Below are 18,070 nucleotides of genomic sequence, written 5' to 3'. Positions count from 1 at the left end.
AACCTTGCACGAGGCTGGAGCGTTCAGTGCCCCGCGAGGCGGGCGGCGGCGAGCGCCGCCTCGAAGCGGCGCAGATTCTCACTTTCCGAACCCAGCGGCTTGGCGAATTCGATGGCGTCGATATGCACGCCGATCGAACTGTCGTCGAACACCACATGGAAGGCGGCCGTCATGGCTTGCTGGCGGAAGCGCAGGGCGATCGACACGTGCGGGGGCGCGCCCCAGTCGCTCTCGATGACCGCCTGGCGGGCATAGCAAAGCTGGCCGGGCTTGAGGAACAGCTCGGCCGAGGAGGCGATGAGGTCGTCGATATTGCCGTCCTGCCCGCTGCTGATATAGGCCATCACCACTCCGGCATTTGTCAGGCACAGCTCGGTGAGGAAACCGCGCAGCGCCTCGGCCAGCCGCTTCTCATAGGTGAGCAGCGCCAGTTCCGGCAGGCTGGAGATGTCGAGGCTGCAAAGCCCTTCATTTCCGGGCATTCTGGCCTCGCGAATAGATGAAGAAGAGAATCTTGGCTACCGGGCGGTAGAACTCCGCCGGAATCCACTGGTCGACCTCCACCGCCTCGTAGAGCGCCCGCGCCAGCGCACGGTCTTCCACGACAGGCACGCCGGAACTCTCGGCGATGGAGCGTATCTTCAGGGCGATTAGATCGACGCCCTTGGCGAGTACCAAGGGCGCGCCGCCCTTCACCCGGTCATAGTGTAGGGCGATGGCGTAGTGGGTCGGGTTGGCGATGACCAGCGAGGCGCGCGGCACCGCGTTCATCATCCGGTGGCGGGCGCGCTCCTTGGCCAGCGAGCGCATCCGCGCTTTGACGATCGGATCGCCTTCGGCCTGCTTGAACTCCTCCTTCACCTCCTGCTTGGTCATCCGCAGCTCGGCGCGCCAGCTGACGCGCGACCAGACGAGGTCGATGCACACCAGCGCGATGGTCGCCACGCAGACGGCGGACACCAGCTTCACCGCGAGGCCGAGGATCATGGAAGGCACCAGCGCCGGGTCGCTCGCCATGGCGCCCATGATGCTGTCCTTGGCCGAGAGCAGCAGCATGACGCAGATCACCGAAACCGCGCCGAACTTGAACAGCGATTTCAGGAACTCGACCTGGCCGTGCCGGCCGAAGATGCGGGTAAAGCCTGCCGCCGGCGACACTCGCGACCATTGCGGGCGGATGCGCTCGCCCACCAGCCGCGGCATGTTCTGCGCCAGCGAGGCGACCAGCCCGAACATGGCGAGAACGAGGGCGATCGGCAGCAGGAACCGCGCGGCGAGGCCGAAGGCCAGCCAGAACAGGTTCAGCGCATCCTCGCTGCCAGCGATGCGGAAGCCGCCGGGATCGTCGATCAGCCGCGCCAGCCCCTCGGTAAGCGGCTTGACCTGCGGGCCGGCAAAGAAGGAAAGGCTGATGAGAATGCCGAGCAGGGAGGCAAAGAGCGGCGCCTCGCGCGAGAACGGCACCTTGCCCTTCTCGACCGCGTCGGAGATCTTCTTCTCGCTGGCTTCCTCGGTTTTGCTCTCCTTGTCGTTATCCTCGGACATGGCGAGCCCCACGCTGGCCGGAACTAGCGCACATAGGCTTCGTCCTCGCCGCCGGCATTGAGCTCGATCTCGCCGCGTCCGGCCATTTCCAGCGCCATGTCGGTAATGGCGCGGCGGGCGTCGTGCACGTCGCGGTGCGAGGCGGGCTCGCTGCTCATCAGTTCCTGCTCGACCATGCGCCGGACGCGTGAGCCGAGCGATTGCAGGATGATTTCGCGGAACGACGCATCGGTGCCCTTCAGCGCCATCACCGTGCGGTCGTTCGGCACCTGGTCGAACAGCGCGGTGCGGGCGCGGGGCGGCAGGGAGATGATGTCGTCGAAGGTGAACAGCAGGCCCTTGAGGATCTCCGCCGATTTCGGCCGTGTGGCGGCGAGGCTGGAGAGGACATTCTCCATGTCGTCGCGCTCCATCTTGTTGATGATGTCGGCGATGCGGGCATGGGTATCGGCGCCCGCATTGCGGGCGAGGTTCACCATGAAATCCTCATGGATGGTGTTCTCGATGATCCGCATCGTCTCGTCGACGATCGGCTTGAAGCCGAGCATGCGGCGCATCACGGCGTTGCGCATCGCCTCGGGCAGATGGCCCAGCACCTTGGCGGCGCAGGACGGCTTGACCTTGGACAGGATGAGCGCCGCGATCTGCGGATGCTCCTTGATCACATAGGCGGCGATCGTGCCCTCGGAGACCCCGGAAATGCGGTCCCAGATGCTGTGATTGGTCGAGCCGAGAATATCGGTCATCAGCGCGGAGATCTGCTCGGGGGGCAGAACCCCGTCGAGCAGCCGCTCCACATCGCCGGGCGAGCCGACGATATTAGCCCCGGCCACGAACTGCGTGGCGAACTCCTCGATGGCGAGCTCGACCTGCGCGGTCGAGGCCGGGCGCATTTCCGCTATGGCGCGGGTGATCGCCTTGATTTCATCCGGCTTGAAATGCTTCATCAGCCGCGCCGCCACCGGCCGGCCCATGGCCATGAGCAGCGCGGCGACGCGATCGGAACCCTGCAGCGGGCGGGCGACCCTGGCGGTAACGGCGGACATGCGCCCTCAACCGCGTCAGCGCGACAGGTCGGCGCCGGACGTGCCGACGATCTCGGTCAGCGACACGCCGAAGCGGGAATTGTCCTCGTCGACCACCACCACTTCGCCGCGGGCGATGATGCGGCCATTGACGACGATGTCGACCGGCTCGCCGACCCGGCGGTCGAGCGGCACGATGGCGCCGCGGCCGAGCTTCATCAGCTGGGCCACCGGCAGGTTCGCCGAGCCGAGCACGACCTGGAGCGTCACCGGCACGCGCAGCAGCGATTCGAGGCCGCGCCCGCCGAAGCTTTCCTCAACCGCGCCGCTGGGGGCCAGCGCTTCCGGGGCGAAGGTTTCGTGGCTCATCCGTGCAGCTCCTCGGTCGGGTGGGTGGGGGTGGCGGGCGCGGCATCGGCGCGGGCGCGGTCCAGGCGGGCGACCAGCGCCTCGGCCTCGCCGATCCTGACGCAGAGCTCGGCGATCAGCTCGCGGCTGTCATTGTTGAGCAGCGCGACGGCCTCGCGTGCCTGGTCAAGCGCGGCGGCGCTGTCATGCAGCGCCAGCCGGTAGTGGCGCCCGACGGTCGAGAGCTCGTTGAGCTTGCGATACATCAGAACGACGCAGCCGCTCGTCACCACCAGCGCCACGAACAGCACCGCCTCAGCGGGGGAGAATGTCATCGATGAACTCCTGATCGAGGTCGACCGCCTCTTCGATACGCAGCACATAAGACCCTTCAGCTTGCCCCAGGCTGCACCAGAACAGCGGCTGCTCGACGCTCTCCAGCTTGACGCGGCTGCGCGGCGTCGCCTGGAGCGGCAGAATCTGCCCGACCTCCAGCATGCCGGCCTCGCCGAGCGTGATCTCCCGCTCCTCCAGCACGGCGCGCAGCCGCACCTCGGTGCGCTGCACCTCGCCGCGAATGTGCTTGGTCCAGATCGGGTCGCGCGGGGAGGATTCGCCGGCGGTGGTGCTGGCGAGCTGCTGGCGCAGCGGGGTCAGCGCGCCCTGCGGAATCAGCACGAACATCTCGCCGCCGCGATTGAGCGCCTGCAGCAGGAACTTGGCGCAGATGGCGAGGTTGTTGCGGCGCCCGACCACCGCGAAATCCATGCGGGTTTCCTGGCGCTGGAACTTGAAACTGACCTGGCTCACCAGCGCGAAGCTGCCCTGCAGCGCCTTGGCCATCTGCTCGAACAGCGCGATGGCGATGCGCAGCTCGATATTGGAGAAAGAGCGCTCGTCATCCACCGGCGGTTCGGAGCCATCGGCACCGAACAACACCTCGACCATGCTGAACACGAAGTCGCGGTCGAAGCCGACGATGACGTGGCTGTCCCATTCCGGGGAATGGAACACGCCGACAATGGCCATGCCCTCATAGCTGTCGAGCACGTCGCCGATTCGCCCGCTCTCGACCTGGCTCAGCGAGTAATAGGCCTGCGAGGAGGCCAGCTGGCGCAGGCTCTCCGCGCACAGCGTCGCCATCCGGTCGAAGATGACGTGCAGCATCGGCAGCTTGTCGAGCGAAAGCCCGGCGGCGTCGAGCAGCAGGTCGCGAATATCGGTCGACTGGCCAGTTGGGGGAGCGGCGCGCATGTTCATGGGATCAGGCTGCCTGTGGCACGGCCGTGAGCGTCGGCACGTTGGAAATCGCTTCCGCCTCGACCTCGTCGATGGTCGGCCGCTCGGAGGAGGAAATGGTCTTGCGCCCGTGTTCCAGGGCGATCTGCGGCAGCGCCCCGTTCATGTAGGCGATGAGCGACTGCTTCACGATGATGAAGGGCTGGACCTGCTTCTCGCGCATGATCTTGATGCTGTGCGCCATCGGCCCGAGGATCGCGTAGGAGGTGTAGATGCCGATGAGGGTGCCAACCAGTGCCGAGGCGATATAATGGCCGAGGATTTCCGGCGACTGGTCGATGGCGCCCATCGCCTTGACGATGCCGAGCACCGCCGCGCAGATGCCGATGGCGGGCATTCCCTCGGCCACGGTGCTGAGTGCCCCGGCCGGCTTGGTCTTGTATTTCTTGATGGTGGAGATTTCCTGTTCCATCAGCCCCTCGATCTCGTGTGAGCGGGCATTGCCGATGACGATCAGGCGGGCATAGTCGCAGATGAACTGCGTCAGCTCCTTGTCCTTCAGAATGTTCGGGAAGTGCTGGAACAGCGCGGAATTGGCGGGGTCGTCGATGTGACCTTCGACCTCGTTGCGCGGGCGGGTGCGCAGCTCGCGCATCAGCGCATAGAGCAGGCCCAGCAGGCCGAGGAAATCCTTGCGCTTGGGTGCCTTGCCCGTGAAGGCCTGCCCCAGCGCCTTGCCGGTGTCCTTGATGGTCGACATCGGGTTGGCGATGAGGAAGGTGGCAAACGCGATCCCGAAAATGATGACATATTCGAAAGGCTGCCAGATCACTTCGAGATGGCCGCCCATGGCCACGAATCCACCCCCAATCGAGGCGAACCCCAGGACAATGCCGATCAGAATGCCCAAAGCGATGCTCCTCCGTTGTGGAGCTCCGGTCTAGGCGGGGAAGATTGCGCGAGGCTGGCCGCCGCTGGACGTCCTTGCTCGGTACGCGCGGGAAGCCCGGCGCAAGCTTGCCCGTCCACCTTGGGGCAGGACCGCAGCCAGGGATCGCCATGGACACGACCTTCGCGACCTACAAGTCGCTTACGCGCAACATCACCCGCACGCTGGCGCTCAAGGCCGCCGAGCCTTCGGTGGCCCTGGAGACCAAGCACTTCCTCGCCACCATCCCGAAGATCAAGTCGGTGGACGATTTCCTCAAGAACACCCGTGCCTTCACCTATGCGATGAACGCCTTCGGACTCGGCGACATGGCCTATGCCAAGGGCTATATGCGCAAGGTGCTGACCGAGGGCATCACCGACCCGAAATCCTTCGCCAACCGCCTGAATGACGAGCGCTTCGTCGCCTTCGCCAAGGCATTCGACTTCGACAGCTACGGCCCCCTCACCACCTCGCGCACAGCGGCCCGGCAGGATGTCGCCGACGCCTATGTGCGCCAGACGCTGGAGGTCGATGCCGGGGCACAGAATGAGGGCGTTCGCCTCGCTTTGTATTTCGAACGCGAGGCGCCAAAGGTGAAGTCCGCCTATGGGCTGCTCGCCGACCCGGCTCTGTGGAAGGTGCTGAAGACGGTCTACGGCTTTCCCACCGCCATGGCCTCGGCCGCCATCGAGAAACAAGCGGCCGCCGTCACCCAGCGGCTCGACCTTGCCGATCTGCAGGACCCCACCAAGCTCGACCGGCTGATCCGCCGTTTTACCGCGCGCTGGGACGCCGATCAGGGCTTCAACTCGCCGGTGCTGGCCCTGTTCAACAATAACGGCGTCGGCTCCGGCATGGGCATGGCCCTGCTGAACCTCAAATATGGAGGCTGACCCATGCCGAACCTTTACGTCTCGCTGTCGGCGCAGATGGCGACGGAACGGCGCATGGTGACCATCGCCAACAACATCGCCAACATGAACACGCCGGGCTATCGCGCCGAGGAAATCAAGTTCGAGCGGCTGCTGTCGACCGCGGGCGACCAGGAGGTCGCCTTCGTCTCCGAAGGCGAGAGCTATACCTCGCGCAATGCCGGGCCGGCCATCTTCACCGGCAATGCGCTTGATGTGGCCCCGCAGGGCGACAGCTGGTTCGCGGTGCAAACCCCGAATGGGCGGGCCTATACACGCGACGGGCGGCTGCATTTGGGTCCGGCCGGCGAACTGCTCACCGTCGATAACCTCCCCGTGCTCGACGCCGGCGGCACCCAGCTGCTGCTCGATCCCTCCGCCGGCGAGATCCGCATCGGCACCGACGGCACAATAACGCAGGGCGCCAACCAGGCCGGCACGCTCGGCCTGTTCACCCTGCCGGCGGGGGCGAAGCTGGAACGCCACGGCCATTCGGCGGTGATCCCCGACCGCGCCGCCGAGCCGGTGCAGGACTTCTCCAGCCTCGGCGTCCGCCAGGGCTATATCGAAGGCTCCAACGTCGATCCGATCATGGAGATGACACGGCTCATCGCCGTCCAGCGCACCTTCGAGATGGCCGCCCAGGCGGTGCAGCAGAGCGAGGATTCCACCTCGGAAACCATCCGCACGCTCGGGCCGTCCTGAGATGAACGCGCTGACGCGCCTGGAGAGCGCCGTTCAGTCGGGCCTCGACGACCTGCCCTTCGTGCGCGTCTCGGGCGTGGTGCGCGAGGTGACGCCGACGCATTTTCGCGTGGCGGGCCTGTCCTCCCACCTCACCCTCGGCGCCTGCGTCGGGGTGGAGGCCGGCGGGCGCCAGCTGATCGGCGAGGTGGTGCGGCTCGACGAGGGCGGCGCCACGGTGAAGCCCTTTGACGAGCGGGTGCCGATCGGCCTCGGCGCCCCGGCGCATCTGGCGCGCACCCTCGCCTTCCGCCCGCATGCCGACTGGAAAGGCCGGGTGATCGGCGCGCTGGGCCAGCCGCTGGACGGGCTCGGCCCGCTCACCCTGGGCGACGAGGCGCGCGCGCTCGAAGCCGATCCGCCGGAGGCGATGACGCGGGCGCGCATCCACAAGCCCTTGCGCACCGGCGTCCGGGTGATCGACCTGTTCACCCCGCTCTGCGAGGGTCAGCGCATCGGCATCTTCGCCGGCTCGGGCGTCGGCAAGTCGACCCTGCTCGCCATGCTGGCCCGCTGCGAGGGCTTCGATACCATCGTCATTGCCCTGGTCGGCGAGCGCGGCCGCGAGGTGCGCGAGTTCCTCGAAGGACCGCTGGCGCCCAATCGCCACCGCTCGGTGGTGGTGGTGGCCACCAGCGACGAGAGCGCGATGATGCGGCGCCTGGCACCGCGCGCGGGCTTCGCCGTGGCGGAGTATTTCCGCGATCGCGGCGAGCAGGTCCTGCTCATCGTCGACAGCGTCACCCGCTATGCCCATGCCGCGCGCGACGTGGCCCTGGCGGCGGGCGAGCCGGCGGTGGCGCGCGGCTATGCACCGAGCGTGTTCAGCACCCTGCCCCGCCTTCTGGAGCGCGCCGGCCCCGGGCCGGACGGCGCCGGCGCGATCTCCGCCATCTTCTCGGTGCTGGTCGATGGCGACGACCATAACGACCCGGTGGCCGACGCCGTGCGCGGCACGCTGGACGGCCATATCGTGCTCGACCGGGCGATCGGCGACCAGGGGCGCTTTCCGGCGGTCAACGTGCTGCGCTCGGTCTCGCGCCTCGCCGATCTCGTCTGGAGCCCGGAGGAGCGCGACCTGATCCGCCGCCTGCGCAGCCTCATCGCCCGCTTCGAGGACACGCGCGATCTGCGGCTGATGGGCGGCTACCACCCCGGCGCCGACCCCGAGCTCGACCAGGCGGTGAAGGTGGTGCCCCGCATCTATGAGGCGCTGTCGCAATATGCCGACGCCCCGCCCAGCCGCGAACCCTTCGCCGAACTCGCCCAAGCCATACGCGGCTAGCCATACGCGGCTAGGCCCGACGCGGCTGACGCCAGTCTCGCACAAGCCAGACACGGTCAAGTGCGACAACGACACCGAGGAGTGATGAAATGAGCCTCTATGGCATGATGCGGACGGGTGTGTCCGGCATGGCGGCGCAGTCCAACAAGCTGAGCACCATCGGCGACAACATCGCCAATTCGGGCACCGCCGGCTACAAGCGCGCCTCCGCCGAATTCTCCACCCTGCTGCTGCAGAGCGGACCGGGCGAGTATAATTCCGGCGCCGTGAACACGGCGGTGCGCCATTCGATCAGCCAGCAGGGCGCGCTGAACTATTCCACCTCGGCGACCGATCTGGCGATCCAGGGCAATGGCTTCTTCCTGGTGTCCGATCCCAACGGCACTTCCTATCTCAGCCGCGCCGGCTCCTTCACCGTCGACGCCGCGAGCGGCAACCTCGTCAACACCGCCGGCTTCACGCTGATGGGCTACGACATCACCGGCGGCGACCCGAATGTGGTGCTGAACGGTGCCGGCGGCCTGCAGCCGGTGCGCATCGCCGATGTGCGGCTGGCCGCCAATCCCTCCCGCGACGGCGCCTTCGCCGCCAACCTGCCGTCCGCCGACGCCGTCGTGACCGGCAACACCCCGGCCACCAACGCCGCCGATGCCAGCTTCTCGCAGAAATCCTCGCTGGTCACCTTCGACAATCTCGGCGGCGAGGTGACGCTCGACATCTACCTCACCAAGACCAGCGACAGCCCGATCGCGTGGGAGATGACCGCCTTCGACCGTGCCGATGCGGCGGTGGGCGGCGGCTTCCCCTATGCCAATGCCGCGCTCACCACCCAGACCCTCGATTTCGACGCGCTCGGCAACCTCACCTCCACCGCCTCCATGGTGCTTGATGTGCCGGGCGGGCAGACGCTGACGCTCGATCTCGCCGGCATGACCCAGCTGGCCGACCGCTACACCCCGCTCACCGCCACGGTGGACGGCAACGCCCCCAGCTCGGTGTCGAGCGTGACCATCGACAAGGACGGCGTCGTCTCCGCCGTCGACCTGAACGGGCGCAAGTCGGCGCTCTACAAGATCCCGCTCGCCTTCGTCACCAGCCCGGACAATCTCGATCCCAAGGCCGGCAACGTGTTCGAGACCACGCGCGAATCCGGCGGCCTGCAGATCGGCTTCGCCAATGAGGGCGGGCTCGGCACCATGGTATCAGGCGCCACCGAGCGTTCGAATGTCGACATGGCGTCCGAGCTCACCGAGATGATCAGCGCCCAGCGCGACTACACCGCTAATTCCAAGGTGTTCCAGACCGGCTCGGAACTGCTCGACGTGCTGATGAGCCTGAAGCGGTGATGCGCTCATGAGCTTGTCGCTCGCCCTCAACACCGCCCGCACGTCGCTCTCCGCGACCTCGACCCAGATCGAGACGACGGCGCGCAACATCGGCAATGCGGGGCAGCCGGGCGCCTCGCGCAAGATCGCCGTCACCACCACGGAAGCCTCCGGCGGCGCCTATGTCGTCGCCGTCTCGCGGGCCAGCGACAGCGCGCTCTATACGCGCATGCTCGGGGCGACCTCGAACGCCGCCGACCGCCAGGCGGTGCTCGACGGGCTGAACCGGCTGCGCACCGGGATGGGCGATGCCGCTGGCGACAGCACGCCGGCGGCGCGCATCGGGGCGCTGGGCGATGCTCTTGCCCAATTCGCCAATGCGCCTGACGATCCCGCCTTCGGCGCCCGCACCGTCACCGTGGCGCAGGACCTCGCCACCGCGCTCAATGCCGCCGCCGCCACCGTCCGCACCGTCCGCACCGATGCGGATTCCGGCCTGGCGCGCTCGGTGGTTCGGGTCAACGATCTGCTCACGCAGTTCGCCGCCGAGAACGACGCGGTGGTGAAGGGCACCGGCGCCGGGCGCGACGTCAGCGACGCGCTGGACCGGCGCGACACGCTGCTCGCCGGCATCGCCGAGGAGATGGGCGTCACCGCCGTCTCGCGCGCCAATAACGACCTCGTGCTCTACACCGATGGCGGCGCCACCCTGTTCGAGACCGTGCCGCGGGCCGTGACCTTCAAGACCACGCCGGTGCTGGCGGCGGGGATGAGCGGCCAGGCGGTGATGGTCGACGGCGTCAGCGTCACCGGCGCGGATGCGGCCATGCCGCTGCGTTCCGGCCGTATCGCCGGCCTTGCCGAGCTGCGCGACCGCACCGCGGTGACGCTGGAGACCCAGCTCGATTCCATGGCGCTGGGGCTGGTGCAGTCCTTCGCCGAATCCGACCAGAGCGGCAGCGGCGCGCCTGATGCGCCCGGCCTGTTCACCGACGGCACCGCGACGCTGCCGGCGCAGGCCACGGGCCTGGCCGCGCGCCTCGCCGTCAATGCCGCCGTCGATCCCGCGCGCGGCGGCAACCCGAGCCTGCTGCGCGACGGCGGCATCAATGGCGCCGCCTATGTCGCCAATGCCGGCGGGCAGGCGAGCTTCGGCGACCAGCTCCAGGCGACCGCCACGGCCCTGGCCGATGTCCGCGACTTCGACCCGGCCTCGGGTATCCCCGCGCGTTCGACCCTCGGCGATTTCGCCGCCGCCTCCACCGGCTGGCTGGAAGGCCAGCGCCAGGTCGCGGCCGGTGCGGCAGAGAGCGAATACGCCCTGCTCTCGCATGCCTCGAAGGCGCTTTCCAACGCGACCGGCATCAACATGGACGAGGAATATGCCCGCCAGCTCGATCTGGAGCGCAGCTACCAGGCCTCGTCCAAGCTCATCGCCGTGATCAACGGCCTCTACGACGCGCTCTTCCAGGCCGTGAGGTAAGCCATGTTTTCCAGCTTCATCTCCACGCTCTCGCTCAATCATGCCCCTCGCGCCGCCCTGCCCCGGCTGCAGACCGAGCTCGCCAAGGCCAGCCAGGAACTGACGACCGGCCGGCGCGCCGATGTCGGCCTCGATCTCGGCGTCGGCATCGGCGAGAACCTCACCCTGCGGCGCGACCAGGCCTCACTGCAGAGCCTTATCGACGGCAACGCCTCCACACTGGCAGCGCTCGACCGCACCCAGACCGGGCTCGACGACATTCGCGGGCAGGCCGACCGTTTCCTCAGCGCCATGGTCGGCATCTCCGATGCCAATAGCGGCGCCGGGGTGCTGGCGGCGCAGGGGCGCTCGGCGCTGGACGCCCTCACCGCCACGCTCAACCTGACCGATGGTCGGCGCTACCTCTTCGGCGGGTTGAACAGCGCCGCCAAGCCGATGGCCAGTTTCGACGAAGGCCCGCAGGCGGCGATCACCAGCGCCTTCGCCGCCCGCTTCGGGCTCGATCCGGCCAACCCGCTGGAAGACCCGGCCGTGGCGCAGATTCCCGCCGCCGATCTGGCCGATTTCATCGACACCACCTTCGCCGCCTCTTTCGAGGAACCCGGCTGGAGCGCCACCTGGTCGGACGCGAGCAGCGAGAACCGCAGCGCCGCCATTTCCTCCACCAGCCGGATCGAGGTCGGGGCGAGCGCCAACGAGCCAGCCATGCGCAAGCTCGCGATGGCATACACGATGATAGCGACGCTCGGCGCCGCCCCGTTGAAGGGCGACGCTCTGGCCACGGTGCTCGACAAGACGCGATCGCTGATGGGAAGCGCCATTTCCGGCGTCACCGACATCGCCACCCGCGTCGGCTCCGGCCAGAGCCGCATCGCCGCCGCCGACACGCTGATGCGTAGCGCCATCGACGCCACGGATCGCCGTCTGAACGTTCTTGAAGCCATTGATCCCGCCGAGGCCAAGACGAGACTGGACACCGTGACTACCCAGATCGAGATGTCCTACTCGCTGACCGCGCGAATACTTAAACTGTCCATCATGGACTACATCTAGGACGAAGGGTCGACAGATGTATCGCTTCTCGTATGCCGAGATACTCGGCGACTCCAGCGCCGAAGGGCGGGACGAAGAGCGCCTGGCGCTCGACCACGCCATCGATCTGCTGACGCGCGCCCAGGCCAATGGCCCGGCCTCGCCGGAAGCCGCGCAGGCCGTGCTCTATCTCCAGAAGCTCTGGGGTTTCCTCATCCGCGACCTCAGCGATCCGCATAACGAGCTGGCCGAGACGCTGCGCGGAAACCTGATCTCCATCGGCCTGTGGGTGATCAAGGAGGCGGACCAGATCGTGCAGGAGCGCTCCTCCAACTTCGCCGGCCTCATCGAGGTCAACCGTTCCATCCGAGACGGACTTATGTGAGGTGCGCGATGCAGATCTCCCTCAAGCCCGGTGAACGCCTCTTCCTCAACGGCGCGGTCATTCGCGTCGACCGCAAGGTGACGGTCGAGCTGATGAACGATGTGGCGTTTCTGCTGGAGAGCCACGTGCTGCAGGTCGAGGACACCACCACGCCGCTGCGCCAGCTCTATTTCGTCGTGCAGATGATGCTGATCGAGCCGCGCCGGATGGCGCAGGCGCAGCGCCTGTTCCGCGAACAGCTGGCGGCGCTCATCACCTCGTTCCGCAATGAATCGATGGTCGCCGCGCTGAACCAGATCGGCGATCTCGTCGACACCGGCCGCTTCTTCGACGCGCTGCGCGCCCTGCGCCGCCTGTTCCTCGTCGAGGACACCATCCTCGGCTGCGACGCGCCCAGGGCCGCCTGAGGCATTTGTTGTTTCGACGCGCTTTCCAGCCGCCGACGGATCCCGTCGTGCGGGGAAAGGCATCAGGGAAATTCAAGCCATGACCAGCATCAATGCCCTTGGCGGCGCCTCGGCCGCGTCGGCCCCTGCCGCCAAGCCGGCCGGCGGTACGCTCGACTACAGCGCCTTCCTCAAGCTGCTCATTGCCCAGATGAAGAACCAGGACCCGACCGAGCCGATGGACACCGCCCAGTATATGGGCCAGCTCGCCTCGTTCTCGCAGGTCGAGCAGAGCGTGGCGGCCAATGCCAAGCTCGATCAGCTCCTCACCTCCTCGGCGCTGCAGATCGCCGATGCCGCGGTCGGGCGCACCGTCACCAGCGCCGATGGCAGCGTGACCGGGCAGGTGGCGTCGGTGCGCATTTCCTCCGAGGCGCCGGTGGCCACCCTCACCGATGGCCGCGAGGTCACGCTCGGCGCCGGCATCCGGATCGCCTGAGCGATGAACGAGGCCGACGCCCTCGACATCGTCCAGTCCGCGATCTGGACCATCATCATCGCCTCCGGCCCGGCCGTCGCGGTGGCGATGCTGGTCGGCATCGCGGTGGCGCTGTTCCAGGCGCTGACCCAGGTGCAGGAAGTCACCCTCACCTTCATCCCCAAGATCATCGCGGTGCTCGTCGTCACCGCACTGACCGCCACGTTCATCGGCCAGCAGATTCTTGCCTTCACCCAGGAAATCTACGGCCGGATCGGCACCGGATTCTAGAGCATCATGAGCGCATTGACCGCTGCCCCTGCCGCCGCACGCGCCTCCCGGCGCGATATCGGCTTTGCGGTCGGCATCGTTGCCATCCTCACCGTCCTCTTTCTCCCGATCCCCGCCCCCCTCATCGACCTCGGGCTGGCACTTTCCATTGCGCTGTCAGTGCTTATCCTGATGGTATCGCTGTGGATTCAGAAGCCGCTCGAATTCAGCGCCTTCCCCACCGTCCTGCTGATCGCCACCCTGCTGCGCCTGGCGCTGGGCATCGGCACCACCCGCCTGATCCTGGCGGAGGGCGGCGATGGCGTTCACGCCGCCGGGCATATCATCAGCGGCTTCTCGCAGCTGGTGATGAGCGGCGATTTCGTCATCGGCATCGTCGTCTTCGTCATCCTGATCACGGTCAACTTCCTCGTCATCACCAAGGGCGCGACCCGCATCGCCGAGGTCGGCGCGCGCTTCACCCTCGACGCCATCCCCGGCAAGCAGATGGCGATCGACGCCGATCTCAATGCCGGCCTTATCGACGACAAGGAAGCGCAGCGCCGGCGCAGCGAGCTGGAGGAGGAAAGCTCCTTCTTCGGCTCGATGGACGGCGCCTCGAAATTCGTGCGCGGCGAGGCGGTGGCCAGCCTCATCATCATCGCCGTGAACATTTTCGGCGGCATCATCATCGGCGTGACCCGCCACGAGATGGAGCTGCGCGAGGCGGCGGACGTCTTCACCCGCCTTTCCGTCGGCGACGGGCTGGTCTCGCAGATCCCGGCGCTGATCGTCTCGCTGGCCGCCGGCCTCCTCGTCTCCAAGGGCGGCACGCGGGGAGCCACCGAAAAGGCGGTGCTGGGCCAGCTGGGCGCCTATCCGCGCGCGCTCTTTGTCGCCGCCGCCCTGATGTTCTGCCTGGCACTGGTGCCCGGCCTTCCGCTCGTTCCGTTCGCGGCGCTCGGTGCCATCCTCGCCTTCATCGCCTACAAGGTGCCCCTGCACCTCGCCCGCGAGCAGGAGGCGGAGCGGAGCCGCGAGGCGCAGCTGCAACAGCAGGTTGCCGCCGAGAGCAAGGATTCGGTGCGGGAATCGCTGCGCACCGCCGAGGTCGAGGTTGCCGTCGGCAAGCAGCTCGCCACCATCGTGCTGCGCAACCCGGCGGAGCTGGCCCACCGCATCGGCAAGATGCGACGCAAATTCGCCGAGCGCTACGGCTTCGTGGTGCCCGACATCAAGGTCTCGGAAGGGCTTACCCTGCCGGCCAAGAACTACCAGATCAAGCTGCACGGCACCGCCATCACCGGGCATGAAATGCGGATCGGCGAAGCGCTGGTGGTGATCGGCGAAGGCCCGCGCCCGGACGTGCCCGGCGACGAGACCCGCGAGCCGGCCTTCGGCATGAAGGCGCTGTGGGTCTCCGAATCCTATGCGGCGGAGGTCAAGCGCGAGGGCTTCGCCCCGATCGACGCGCTCTCGATCATGCTCACCCATGTCAGCGAGGTGGTCTCGAACAATCTGGCGCAGCTCCTTTCCTACAAGGACATGCGGGCGCTGCTGGAGCGGCTCGATCCCGAATACAAGCGGCTGATCGAGGACATGTGCCCCTCGCAGATCTCCTATTCCGGTCTGCAGGCGGTGCTGAAGCTGCTGCTGGCCGAGCGTGTGTCGATCCGCAACCTGCACCTCATCCTCGAGGCCATCGCCGAAATCGTGCCGCATGCGCGGCGCTCCGAGCAGGTGGTGGAGCATGTGCGGATGCGGATGGCGCAGCAGATCTGCGGCGACCTTTCCGAGGGCGGCGTGCTCAAGGTGCTGCGCCTGGGCGGCAAGTGGGACCTCACCTTCCATGAGGCGCTGAAGCGCGACGCCAAGGGCGAGGTGGCGGAATTCGACATCGACCCGCGCCTGGTCGAGCAGTTCGGCACCGAGGCCTCTGCGGCTATCCGCGAGCGGATGCGCAGCGCCGGCAGCTTCGCCCTCGTCACCGCACCCGATGCCCGCCCCTATGTCCGGATGATCATCGAGCGCATGTTCCCCGCCCTGCCGGTGCTCTCGCATGTGGAGATCGCGCGCGGGGTCGAGATCGCCTCGCTCGGGTCCATCGCGTGAACACGCTCACCGAGGCGCCGCTGGTCGCGGCTTTCCTCATTTTCTGCCGCATCGGCGCCTGCTTCATGCTGATGCCGGCCTTTTCCAGCAGCCGGCTGCCGGCCAAGATCCGGCTGTTCCTGGCGCTCGCCATTTCCTACGCCCTCACCCCGTTGCTCGGCGACGACATCGCCCGCACGGTGGCGGGCCTGTCGCAGGCCCAGCTGCTGCTGGCGATCGGCGGCGAGCTGGCGACGGGCGGCATGATCGGCCTGCTGGCCCGCATCTTCTTCCTCGCCCTCCAGACCCTGATGACGGCGGCGGCGCAGGCCGTTGGCCTGTCCACTCCCTCAAGCATGATGGGCGAGGACGACGGCCAGATGCCGGAAATCGCCACGCTGATGACCCTGTCCGCCACCGCGCTGCTGTTCGCCACCGAGCAGCACTGGGAAATCCTGCGGGCGATCGTCGAATCCTATTCCCGCCTGCCGCCCGCCGGCGCCTTCCCGGCGGGCGGCTCGCTCGGCCTGTTCGTCGACCGGCTGAGCGACACCTTCCTGCTCGGCCTGCGGCTGGCGAGCCCGTTCCTGGTCTATTCGGTGGTGGTGAACCTTGCGGTCGGCCTGATCAACAAGCTCACCCCGCAGATCCCGGTCTATTTCATCGCCATGCCCATGGTCACGGCCGGTGGGCTGCTGCTGCTCTATGTGACCGTCGACGACGTGCTGAGAATGTTCATGGAGGCGTTCACCTCCTGGCTGGCGAAAGGCTGAGCGATGATTGCCCCTCTGCGCAAGGCACGCCGGATCGAGGCCGTGCAGGGACAGATGCACCAGCGTGCCGAGAGCGCGCTCGCCCGGCTCGAACGGGCGCAGGCCGAGGTCGAGCGGGAGCGGCGGGACATCATGGCGGTCCTGAACAACGAAGCCATCGCGCCCTTCGTCATCGCCCTCGCGGCGCCGCGCCTGCGCGCGCTCGATGTGCAGATCGGCCGCCTGCAGCATGAGGCGGCGGTGCAACGGGCCGTGGCGCTGGAAGCCGCCATGCGGCTGAAGCGGGCCGAACGCATGACCGGCAAGGCCAAGGAGAACGCTCAAGCCGCCGAGGAGCGGGCCAGCCTCGACGAAGCGCTGGAGGCGTTCATCGCCCGGGGGGGCGCAAGCTTCCCGCCAGCCTGATCTGCGAGGCTGCACCGGTCAAATGAAATGGTGCAGCCGATGAGCATCCAACCTCCGTCCGACATCCTTCTCGACGTGGTGAAGGCCGCCGATCCGCAGAAGGCCCAGGCCATGGCCGCGCGGCTGCGGCAGGTCGCGTCTGCCACGGCCAGCGCCGCGTCGGGCAGCGCAGCGGTCGAAGGGCCGCGCTTCGACGACGCCCTCGCCGACGAGAACGCCGCCCCCGTCGCCCTGGGCGAAGGGGGAAGCCCGCTCGGCACGTTCTCGGCGCGAACGCTGTCCAACGCCACCGCGCTGTCCTCGCGCGAGCCGGCCGGCACGCCCTCCCCCTATCAGCGCTTCGAGGCGATGGTGCTGAGCGGCTTTGTCGAGCAGCTTCTGCCCAAATCCAGCGCAACCCTGTTCGGCGCCGGCACCGCCGGGCAGGTCTGGCGCTCGATGCTCGCCGAGCGCATCGCCGACGAGGTCGCCAAATCGGGCGGCGTCGGCCTTGCGCAGCACCTTGCCTCGGTACGGAGCGGGCAGGACGCAGCATGAGCGCCAATCCCGCCCTGGTGACGCTGCATGGCCTGCTCGACCGGCTCGAAGAGGCTGTCGAGGAAGAAACGGCCGCGCTCAGCCAGCGCCGGCCGCTCGATTTCGAGGAGATCAACCGGCGCAAGAGCCGCAGCCTGCTGGAACTGACGCGCGCCATCCGCTCCCTGCCCGAGGCGCTGGACGGCGCGCTGCCCGCGCGGCTGGCCAGCCTGCGCGGCAAGCTCCTGGAAAATCAGGACATGCTGAGCATCCACCTTTCCGCCGCGCAGGAAATCGCCGCCATTCTCGGCCGCGAGATGGGCGAGGCCGACTCGGACGGGACCTACTCGTTCGCGCAGGTCACGAGGCACGCCTCGCGATGATGCGCCTGCTGTTCATCGGCCTTTGGGTCTGCCTGGTCACGCTGCTGGCAAGCTATGGCGGCGCCTACTGGATGGCCGGCTCCTCCGGCGGCAAGGACGAGCAACCCTATCTCGCAGGGCTCGAATACCGCCGGCTTGAACCGATCAACGTGCCGATGATCATCGACGGCTCGGTGCGAGGCTACGTGATCGCCAAGCTGGTCTTCACCGCCGACGCTGAAACGCTGCGCAAGCTGCCGATAGAGCCGCAGATCTTCGTCACCAACGCTGCGTTCCACGAAATATACACGGACGGCCGTGTCGAATTCGGTAAATTGTCCAAGTACAACCTGGCCGAAATGCTGAGCAACATCCGGACAAAGGTAAATGAAAAGCTGAACGGCGAGGTTATCAACGAAATACTCGTCGACGGCATCAATTACATCGACAAGTCCGAAATACGCGCACTTGTCGATCGTTCCGGCGCCGCGCCGAAGAAGACACCCGCCGCCTCAGGCGAAAAAGCAACCCATTGA

General features: G+C 67.3%; 23 protein-coding genes. 16 read left to right on the top strand and 7 right to left on the bottom strand.

Going from position 1 to position 18,070, the window contains the following annotated elements:
* Positions 1-23: 23 nt before the first annotated feature.
* The 7 genes from BLO63_RS18350 to motA are packed head-to-tail and all read right to left on the bottom strand — an operon-like array spanning position 24 to position 5,067.
* Positions 24-482: a hypothetical protein gene (locus tag BLO63_RS18350; protein ID WP_091443668.1), complete on the bottom strand. Its 459-nt coding sequence runs from the start codon at positions 480-482 to the stop codon at positions 24-26.
* The gene (locus tag BLO63_RS18345) at positions 469-1,545 is read right to left on the bottom strand and encodes an EscU/YscU/HrcU family type III secretion system export apparatus switch protein (RefSeq protein WP_162841839.1); all 1,077 of its coding nucleotides are present in this window, start codon (positions 1,543-1,545) and stop codon (positions 469-471) included. The genes BLO63_RS18350 and BLO63_RS18345 overlap by 14 nt, the downstream gene beginning before the upstream one ends.
* Before the next feature lie 23 nt (positions 1,546-1,568).
* Positions 1,569-2,591: a flagellar motor switch protein FliG gene (locus BLO63_RS18340; protein ID WP_091443665.1), complete on the bottom strand. Its 1,023-nt coding sequence runs from the start codon at positions 2,589-2,591 to the stop codon at positions 1,569-1,571.
* Positions 2,592-2,606: 15 nt separating this feature from the next.
* Positions 2,607-2,939: a flagellar motor switch protein FliN gene (fliN, locus tag BLO63_RS18335; protein WP_018387918.1), complete on the bottom strand. Its 333-nt coding sequence runs from the start codon at positions 2,937-2,939 to the stop codon at positions 2,607-2,609.
* Complete coding sequence (locus BLO63_RS18330; protein ID WP_091443663.1) at positions 2,936-3,253, bottom strand: hypothetical protein; 318 nt, start codon at positions 3,251-3,253, stop codon at positions 2,936-2,938. The genes fliN and BLO63_RS18330 overlap by 4 nt, the downstream gene beginning before the upstream one ends.
* Entirely contained in the window at positions 3,234-4,178 is a 945-nt protein-coding gene (locus BLO63_RS18325) for a flagellar motor switch protein FliM (RefSeq protein ID WP_091443661.1), read from the bottom strand. Before BLO63_RS18325 ends, BLO63_RS18330 begins: the two co-directional genes overlap by 20 nt.
* A 4-nt stretch (positions 4,179-4,182) precedes the next feature.
* Entirely contained in the window at positions 4,183-5,067 is an 885-nt protein-coding gene (motA, locus tag BLO63_RS18320; RefSeq protein ID WP_091443660.1) for a flagellar motor stator protein MotA, read from the bottom strand.
* Between the two features lie 149 nt (positions 5,068-5,216).
* Between motA and BLO63_RS18315 the strand changes: the two genes are divergently transcribed.
* The 16 genes from BLO63_RS18315 to BLO63_RS18240 all read left to right on the top strand — a co-directional run bounded on the left by BLO63_RS18315 (position 5,217) and on the right by BLO63_RS18240 (position 18,070).
* Positions 5,217-5,981, top strand: coding sequence for a DUF1217 domain-containing protein (locus BLO63_RS18315; RefSeq protein ID WP_091443658.1), 765 nt, complete (start codon positions 5,217-5,219; stop codon positions 5,979-5,981).
* A 3-nt stretch (positions 5,982-5,984) separates the two neighbouring features.
* Positions 5,985-6,704, top strand: a complete 720-nt coding sequence (gene flgF, locus BLO63_RS18310) for a flagellar basal-body rod protein FlgF (RefSeq protein WP_091443656.1) — start codon at positions 5,985-5,987, stop codon at positions 6,702-6,704.
* A gap of 1 nt (position 6,705) precedes the next feature.
* Positions 6,706-8,028 carry a flagellar protein export ATPase FliI gene (gene fliI, locus BLO63_RS18305; RefSeq protein WP_091443654.1) on the top strand — a complete coding sequence of 441 codons (1,323 nt, stop codon included), beginning with the start codon at positions 6,706-6,708 and terminating at the stop codon, positions 8,026-8,028.
* An 89-nt stretch (positions 8,029-8,117) separates the two neighbouring features.
* Complete coding sequence (locus BLO63_RS18300) at positions 8,118-9,374, top strand: flagellar hook protein FlgE (protein ID WP_091443653.1); 1,257 nt, start codon at positions 8,118-8,120, stop codon at positions 9,372-9,374.
* 7 nt (positions 9,375-9,381) lie between these two features.
* Complete coding sequence (gene flgK, locus BLO63_RS18295; protein WP_091443651.1) at positions 9,382-10,836, top strand: flagellar hook-associated protein FlgK; 1,455 nt, start codon at positions 9,382-9,384, stop codon at positions 10,834-10,836.
* A gap of 3 nt (positions 10,837-10,839) precedes the next feature.
* A complete protein-coding gene (locus BLO63_RS18290; protein WP_091443649.1) occupies positions 10,840-11,889 on the top strand; it encodes a flagellar hook-associated family protein in 1,050 nt (349 codons plus the stop codon).
* 16 nt (positions 11,890-11,905) lie between these two features.
* Positions 11,906-12,253 (top strand): flagellar biosynthesis regulator FlaF, encoded by a 348-nt coding sequence (flaF, locus tag BLO63_RS18285; protein ID WP_018387928.1) that lies wholly within the window; start codon positions 11,906-11,908, stop codon positions 12,251-12,253.
* Between the two features lie 8 nt (positions 12,254-12,261).
* Positions 12,262-12,660, top strand: a complete 399-nt coding sequence (gene flbT, locus BLO63_RS18280; protein ID WP_091443647.1) for a flagellar biosynthesis repressor FlbT — start codon at positions 12,262-12,264, stop codon at positions 12,658-12,660.
* A gap of 79 nt (positions 12,661-12,739) precedes the next feature.
* Positions 12,740-13,138, top strand: a complete 399-nt coding sequence (gene flgD / locus BLO63_RS18275; protein WP_091443645.1) for a flagellar hook assembly protein FlgD — start codon at positions 12,740-12,742, stop codon at positions 13,136-13,138.
* Between the two features lie 3 nt (positions 13,139-13,141).
* On the top strand, positions 13,142-13,408 hold the full coding sequence (gene fliQ, locus BLO63_RS18270; protein ID WP_091443643.1) for a flagellar biosynthesis protein FliQ: 267 nt from the start codon (positions 13,142-13,144) through the stop codon (positions 13,406-13,408).
* Between the two features lie 6 nt (positions 13,409-13,414).
* Positions 13,415-15,499, top strand: a complete 2,085-nt coding sequence (gene flhA / locus BLO63_RS18265; RefSeq protein ID WP_091443640.1) for a flagellar biosynthesis protein FlhA — start codon at positions 13,415-13,417, stop codon at positions 15,497-15,499.
* On the top strand, positions 15,496-16,251 hold the full coding sequence (gene fliR, locus BLO63_RS18260) for a flagellar biosynthetic protein FliR (protein WP_091443638.1): 756 nt from the start codon (positions 15,496-15,498) through the stop codon (positions 16,249-16,251). Before flhA ends, fliR begins: the two co-directional genes overlap by 4 nt.
* Before the next feature lie 3 nt (positions 16,252-16,254).
* The gene (locus BLO63_RS18255; protein WP_091443636.1) at positions 16,255-16,656 is read left to right on the top strand and encodes a hypothetical protein; all 402 of its coding nucleotides are present in this window, start codon (positions 16,255-16,257) and stop codon (positions 16,654-16,656) included.
* A gap of 39 nt (positions 16,657-16,695) precedes the next feature.
* Positions 16,696-17,193: a rod-binding protein gene (locus BLO63_RS18250; protein WP_091443634.1), complete on the top strand. Its 498-nt coding sequence runs from the start codon at positions 16,696-16,698 to the stop codon at positions 17,191-17,193.
* Positions 17,190-17,555 carry a hypothetical protein gene (locus BLO63_RS18245; protein ID WP_091443632.1) on the top strand — a complete coding sequence of 122 codons (366 nt, stop codon included), beginning with the start codon at positions 17,190-17,192 and terminating at the stop codon, positions 17,553-17,555. The genes BLO63_RS18250 and BLO63_RS18245 overlap by 4 nt, the downstream gene beginning before the upstream one ends.
* On the top strand, positions 17,552-18,070 hold the full coding sequence (locus tag BLO63_RS18240) for a hypothetical protein (protein WP_091443630.1): 519 nt from the start codon (positions 17,552-17,554) through the stop codon (positions 18,068-18,070). The genes BLO63_RS18245 and BLO63_RS18240 overlap by 4 nt, the downstream gene beginning before the upstream one ends.

This window comes from Ancylobacter rudongensis (genome assembly GCF_900100155.1).
In the GTDB taxonomy this organism is placed as follows: Bacteria; Pseudomonadota; Alphaproteobacteria; order Rhizobiales; family Xanthobacteraceae; genus Ancylobacter; species Ancylobacter rudongensis.
Note: the sequence above shows the minus strand (reverse complement) of the source record. Positions and strands in the feature narration are given on the sequence as shown.

Coding starts and splice junctions, on each gene's coding strand:
- flgK (WP_091443651.1), top strand. CDS start 9,382: ATGAGCTTGTCGCTCGCCCTCAACACCGCCCGCACGTCGCTCTCCGCG.
- BLO63_RS18245 (WP_091443632.1), top strand. CDS start 17,190: ATGAGCGCCAATCCCGCCCTGGTGACGCTGCATGGCCTGCTCGACCGG.
- flbT (WP_091443647.1), top strand. CDS start 12,262: ATGCAGATCTCCCTCAAGCCCGGTGAACGCCTCTTCCTCAACGGCGCG.
- BLO63_RS18290 (WP_091443649.1), top strand. CDS start 10,840: ATGTTTTCCAGCTTCATCTCCACGCTCTCGCTCAATCATGCCCCTCGC.
- BLO63_RS18240 (WP_091443630.1), top strand. CDS start 17,552: ATGATGCGCCTGCTGTTCATCGGCCTTTGGGTCTGCCTGGTCACGCTG.
- BLO63_RS18300 (WP_091443653.1), top strand. CDS start 8,118: ATGAGCCTCTATGGCATGATGCGGACGGGTGTGTCCGGCATGGCGGCG.
- flhA (WP_091443640.1), top strand. CDS start 13,415: ATGAGCGCATTGACCGCTGCCCCTGCCGCCGCACGCGCCTCCCGGCGC.
- BLO63_RS18345 (WP_162841839.1), bottom strand. CDS start 1,545: ATGTCCGAGGATAACGACAAGGAGAGCAAAACCGAGGAAGCCAGCGAG.
- BLO63_RS18340 (WP_091443665.1), bottom strand. CDS start 2,591: ATGTCCGCCGTTACCGCCAGGGTCGCCCGCCCGCTGCAGGGTTCCGAT.
- fliN (WP_018387918.1), bottom strand. CDS start 2,939: ATGAGCCACGAAACCTTCGCCCCGGAAGCGCTGGCCCCCAGCGGCGCG.
- fliQ (WP_091443643.1), top strand. CDS start 13,142: ATGAACGAGGCCGACGCCCTCGACATCGTCCAGTCCGCGATCTGGACC.
- BLO63_RS18330 (WP_091443663.1), bottom strand. CDS start 3,253: ATGACATTCTCCCCCGCTGAGGCGGTGCTGTTCGTGGCGCTGGTGGTG.
- flaF (WP_018387928.1), top strand. CDS start 11,906: ATGTATCGCTTCTCGTATGCCGAGATACTCGGCGACTCCAGCGCCGAA.
- fliI (WP_091443654.1), top strand. CDS start 6,706: ATGAACGCGCTGACGCGCCTGGAGAGCGCCGTTCAGTCGGGCCTCGAC.
- BLO63_RS18350 (WP_091443668.1), bottom strand. CDS start 482: ATGCCCGGAAATGAAGGGCTTTGCAGCCTCGACATCTCCAGCCTGCCG.
- BLO63_RS18250 (WP_091443634.1), top strand. CDS start 16,696: ATGAGCATCCAACCTCCGTCCGACATCCTTCTCGACGTGGTGAAGGCC.
- flgF (WP_091443656.1), top strand. CDS start 5,985: ATGCCGAACCTTTACGTCTCGCTGTCGGCGCAGATGGCGACGGAACGG.
- BLO63_RS18255 (WP_091443636.1), top strand. CDS start 16,255: ATGATTGCCCCTCTGCGCAAGGCACGCCGGATCGAGGCCGTGCAGGGA.
- BLO63_RS18325 (WP_091443661.1), bottom strand. CDS start 4,178: ATGAACATGCGCGCCGCTCCCCCAACTGGCCAGTCGACCGATATTCGC.
- BLO63_RS18315 (WP_091443658.1), top strand. CDS start 5,217: ATGGACACGACCTTCGCGACCTACAAGTCGCTTACGCGCAACATCACC.
- flgD (WP_091443645.1), top strand. CDS start 12,740: ATGACCAGCATCAATGCCCTTGGCGGCGCCTCGGCCGCGTCGGCCCCT.